This is a genomic window from Streptomyces calidiresistens, from assembly GCF_014141525.1.
GTDB classification, from domain to species: Bacteria; Actinomycetota; Actinomycetes; order Streptomycetales; family Streptomycetaceae; genus Streptomyces; species Streptomyces calidiresistens.
The window spans coordinates 1-5,046 of sequence record NZ_VKHS01000395.1 but is presented as its reverse complement, the minus strand read 5'-3'; the positions used below and the strand labels follow the sequence as shown (position 1 = coordinate 5,046).

Here is a 5,046-nt window from a genome sequence, read left to right as displayed (position 1 = left end):
GGACGGGTCCCCGGCCCCGGAGGCCCCGCCCTCGAAGGGCTCAGGGCAGGGCGGGCTCGCGGTCGTCCTCGACGTCCTCCAGGGCGGCCAGGTAGCGCTCGGCGTCCAGGGCCGCCGCACAGCCGGTCCCGGCGGCGGTGATCGCCTGCCGGTAGGTGTGGTCCACCACGTCGCCCGCGGCGAAGACGCCGGGCAGGTTGGTCCGGGTGGAGGGGGAGGCCACCGCGAGGTAGCCCTCCGCGTCGAGATCGAGCTGCCCCTTGAAGAGCTCGACCCGGGGGTCGTGTCCGATCGCGACGAACAGCCCGGTGGCCGCGAGCCGGGAGCCCTCACCGGTCACGGTGTCGCGCAGGGTCAGCCCCGTGAGCTTGCCGCCCTCCTCGTGGAGCTCGGTCACCTCGCTGTTCCAGCGGAAGGTGATCTTGGAGTCGGCGAAGGCGCGCTCCTGCATCGCGGCGGAGGCGCGCAGGGTGTCCCGGCGGTGGACGATGGTCACGCTCCGGGCGAAGCGGGAGAGGAAGGTGGCCTCCTCCATGGCGGTGTCACCGCCACCGACCACCACGATGTCCTGCTCCCGGAAGAAGAAGCCGTCGCAGGTGGCGCAGTAGGAGACGCCCCGGCCGGAGAGCTCGTCCTCCATCGGCAGCCCCAACTTGCGGTGCTGGGAGCCGGTGGTGACGATCACCGCGCGGGCCCGGTGGACGTTCCCGGCCCCGTCGGTCACGGTCTTGATCTCACCGCTCAGGTCCACCGCGGTCACGTCATCAGGTACCAACTCCGCCCCGAAGCGCTCGGCCTGGGCGCGCATGTTGTCCATGAGGTCCGGACCCATGATGCCGTCCCGGAAGCCGGGGAAGTTCTCCACCTCGGTGGTGTTCATGAGGGCGCCGCCGGCGGTGACCGAACCCTCGAAGACAAGGGGGTTGAGCGAGGCACGAGCGGTATAGAGGGCGGCGGTGTACCCGGCCGGCCCGGAACCGATGACGATGACGTTGCGGACTTCGCTCACGGATGTCTTCCTTGTCTCGGAGGTTGTCGTCTCGGGGGTTGTCCGATCCCCCCGGCCCGACCGGGCCCGGGGAGGGCCTCACCCTGCCCCAACGGATCCTAGGCCCCGGGCATTCCCGGGCGGGATTCCGGCGCCCGAAAGGGTTGTGTGAAGCCTCTTCCGGGCCGCGGGCCGCGGGGCGTGCCGGGCGTCCCACGTCCCGCCCGCCCCGCCATCGTCCGGGCCCGCCCCCGGGAGGAAGGACCCGGGGGCGGGTTCTCAGTCGCGGATGAAGCTGGTCTCGAAGAGGACATCCCCCGGGTCGGCCGCCGTGGATCCCGTCACACAGGAGGCGTCGACGACGAACGCGTCCACCAGACGGGCGTTCCCCCCGTGCGGGAGCACCACCAGATAGGCCCGGGTGCCGCCGTAGTCGTAGTTCTCCTCCGCCACCAGGGGCATGTCCCGGCGTCCGATCGCCGAACGGATGCAGCCGGGCACCTCGTCGGTGAGTTCGGAGGTGTCGAGTCCGTTCTCCGCGCCCTCCGGGAGGGCGGGTGGAGCGTCCTCGGTCCCGAGGGTTTCCTCCCTCCCCGACCCCTCGGTGTCCGGGGAGTCCCGACGGTCCCCCTCGGCATCTCCGTGGGCGGTCCCCGGGCCGGAGTGCTCCTCGGCCTCCTCGTTCCCGTCGCCCTCCGAGAAGAGATCGGCCTCGGTCTCCGAGGCGAGCAGCAGCAGGCGCACCCGGTGTCCCACCTCGCGGGCATCCGGGGGCGCCTCGCCGTCGGCCGCCGCTCCCGACTCGGGGACGGCCCCGGCGGAGTCCTCCCGGGGAGCCGCATCCCCGGCGGCGGTCGTGTCGGCGGCACCGTCGTCGAACAGATGGGGCAGCAGCATCCCGGCGGAACCCAGGGCCAGGAGGGCCGCGGAGGCGGCGAGCACGAGTGCGGGGCGCCGGCGCCGCCCGCGGTCCCCGGGGGAGGTCGTTCCGATCGGGGTCGGAACGACCGCGTGACCGGAGTCCCCGGAGTCCCCGTGGAGGGGGGCCCGGTCGGCCGACGGGGCGTCCCGGGACACGTCCTCGGGGGACCCGGATGATGAGAACGACGAAGATGACGAAGACGACGGGAACGACGCCCACCGGTCATCGGAGGTTTCACGTGAAACGGGAAGGTCCGCCGCGTCGCGCGCCCCTTCGCCGGCATGGTCGGAGTCGGGGCTCCCCGGGGTGTCCACCGTCGCGATGAGCGGCAGTGAGGCCAGTGCCAGGTCCAGCCGGGCCGCGATGTCCCCCGGCATCCGCAGGTCGTCGTTGAGATGCGCCAACTCCTCGCGGAGCAGGGTCAGGTCCTCCTCGACGGCCCGGCACCGCGCGCACTCCCCCAGGTGCGCGTCGATGGAGGCGGCCTGACCGGGGGGCAACAGCCCCTCCGCCCACTCCGCGAGCCGCACGTCGTCCGGGTGCCGCTCACTCACGGATGTCCACCTCCACCCCTCATCGCCTCGCTGCTGTCACCGTGCCTCGTCGATGGGACGGATGAGCCGCTTGTCCGGTTCCTCACCGGTGCCGGTGCCGTGTCGGAAGAGGCGCTTCGCGACGGGTGATCCCCGTCACCCGTCGCCGGCGGCCCGTGCCCGGGAGGGGGGTCCTCGCGGAGGTGGCGCAACAGGGGCAGCAGGCGGGCGCGTCCGCGGGCGCACCGGCTCTTGACCGTACCCACCGGGGCGCCGAGGAGTTCGGCGGCCTCCGCCACCGGATACCCCTGGAGGTCGACCAGGACCAGGGCCGCCCGCTGTTCCTCGGGAAGTCGGGCGAGGGCCCGGGCCAGTTCGCGACGGACCTCGCCCCGCTCGGCCGGGACCGCGGCGGACTCCTGCGGATCCAGCAGGGTCTCCAGCCGTTCCGGCTCCGGCAGCGGGGAGGTGCGACGCGAGCGTGCCCGCCGCAACCGGTCCAGGCAGGCGTTCACCACGATGCGGTGCAACCAGGTGGTGACGGCGGACCGGCCCTGGAAGGAGGGAGCCGCCCGGTGCGCCGAGACGAAGGCGTCCTGCAACGCGTCGGCCGCCTCCTCGCGGTCGCCGAGGGTGCGCAGGGCCACGGCCCACAGCCGGTCACGGTGCCGGCGGACCAGTTCCGCGAAGGCGTCCGGGTCCCCGGCGACATGACGCGCCAGGAGATCCTCGTCGGGTTCCACCCGGCCCCCTTGGTCGAATTCGTTCGGTGAACCGACGTCGGACGTGCCGGGGCACGCGCTCAGCCGGTCACGCTGATGTTCGTGATGCGCCCACGGTAGTTGCCGTCGTTCCCCAGGGGGAGTTCGGTGAGCCAGATCAACACGTAACGGGTCTTCACCGGTTCCTCCGGCGTCAGGCTCAGGGACGATCCCGAGCCGGAGGCGACCCGCCGGTAGGCCTCGTGCGATCCCGGCATCGTCTCCGCGTCCGCCGGGGCGACCCGCAGTTCGATGTCGTGGTCGCCGAGTGCCGCCACCTCCACGGAACCCACCGATCGGCTCTCCCCGAGGTCCAGTACCAGGCCCAGACCCGGCTTGAGGTTCCCGAAGCCCGGACCGAAGTAGTTGCGGGTGTGCCAGAAGGTCTCCGGGTCGCCGTCCACGGCCAGCGGGGCGGCGGAGGGGTTCTGGGAGCCGCCGGAGCCGAAGGGGTCGAAGTCGACCACCCGGGCGATCTCCACCGGTCCGGGCTCGGGTTCCTCCTCCGCCGGAACCCCCTCCTCGTCGGTGGTGCCGGGCGCCGGGCGCTGCGGTGCGGCGGACTCGCCCGGTGGGTCCCCCTCCAACAGGGCGTCGGCGATCTGCCAACTGCCGAGCCCCAGCGCGGCGATGACGAGGGCGGTGACCCCCCACTTGAGGATCTTGCCGGTACGGCCGGGCAGCGCGGGCGGGACCATGTCGTGCGCGGCCACGGGGTGGTCCCCCGCCAGGGCCGCGCCCCGGGCGGGGCGGCCGGGGACGGAGAAGTCCGGGAGCAGGACGTCCTCGGGCTCGGGAACCGGGATGGCCGGCATCGCCGCGAGGGCCGCCACCACGTCCTGCGGGGTGGTGCACGGGCGTTGCTCGCTCACCGCGGTGGCACCGTCGTTGACCAGGGCTCGCATCGCGAGGTCCGACAGGCCCCGGTGAACCCCGGCGCGGACCTGCTCCGGGGTGGCGAGGGGGTCCCGGGAGCCCCGCCCCAGGCCCGCCACGCCCAGCAGTCCGTACGCACCCTCGTGGTAGGGCCAGCGGGCGGTCAGGGCGGCGTACAGCAGGGCACCGATGGACTCGGTGTCGGTACGGGTCGGGTGGGCGGAGGCGATGCCGCGCAGGGCGGCGTCCACGGCCAGGCCGCGGATCCGAACCTGCCCGGTGCTCGTCCGCAGCACGGTGGCCGGGGTCAGCCGCAGGTGGGCCAGGCCGGCCTCGTGCGCGGCGGACATGGCCTCGGCCACCTCGCCGATCAGGGCCCGGGCCTCGTGGGCGTCCATCGGTCCGGCCTGCAGGATGGCGGCCACCGGTACGGCGTCCGGCAACCACTCGTGGATGACCTGCACCAGGCCGTCGTGCTCGTCGGCGTCCAGGACCTGGACGAAGCGCGGGTCGGACATCAGGGCCGCCGAGCGGGCCGCGGCGAGCACCGCCTTGGCCCGGGGGTGGCGGGCCGGCAGGACGTGGACGCCCACGGCGCGGCGGAGCTTCTCGTCCACCGCGCGCCAACTGCTGAACCCCTCGAGCCGGGTGATGCACTCCTCGAGCCGGTAGCGCCGCACCAGGCGGTGGCCGGAGTGCAGTTCGTGCTGGCGGGTTCCGCGCGGTGCCCGGTCCTTCCCCGGTCCCCGATCCCCGCTCCCCCGGTCGCCCGGGGCGTCGTTCCGGTCCCGCGCCGGGGTCTTCGGCGAACCGGTCGACGTCCCGGGGCTCGCGGTCCCCGGGTCCGTCCCGGCGGCCCCGGTGGATTCGGAGGCTCCGGTGGAGGTTTCCGCGCCGGCCCCGTCGGTCCCGCCGACCGTGGGGGCGGGTTCCCTCCCGGGGCCCCCGGGCTCCCGGGAGGCGGGG

The 5,046-nt window shown here is 74.0% G+C and carries 4 protein-coding genes; all 4 read right to left on the bottom strand.

Annotated features, from left to right (window positions below; translation table 11 throughout):
- Window positions 1-40 precede the first annotated feature (40 nt).
- A complete protein-coding gene (gene trxB, locus FOE67_RS16195) occupies window positions 41-1,009 on the bottom strand; it encodes a thioredoxin-disulfide reductase (RefSeq protein WP_182664910.1) in 969 nt (322 codons plus the stop codon).
- 258 nt (window positions 1,010-1,267) lie between these two features.
- Complete coding sequence (locus FOE67_RS16190; protein ID WP_182664908.1) at window positions 1,268-2,464, bottom strand: anti-sigma factor family protein; 1,197 nt, start codon at window positions 2,462-2,464, stop codon at window positions 1,268-1,270.
- Window positions 2,461-3,186, bottom strand: coding sequence for an RNA polymerase sigma factor SigM (gene sigM / locus FOE67_RS16185; RefSeq protein ID WP_182664906.1), 726 nt, complete (start codon window positions 3,184-3,186; stop codon window positions 2,461-2,463). The genes FOE67_RS16190 and sigM overlap by 4 nt, the downstream gene beginning before the upstream one ends.
- 59 nt (window positions 3,187-3,245) lie before the next feature.
- Window positions 3,246-5,046: protein kinase family protein (locus FOE67_RS16180; protein ID WP_228473941.1), on the bottom strand; the 1,801-nt coding region annotated here is incomplete at its 5' end.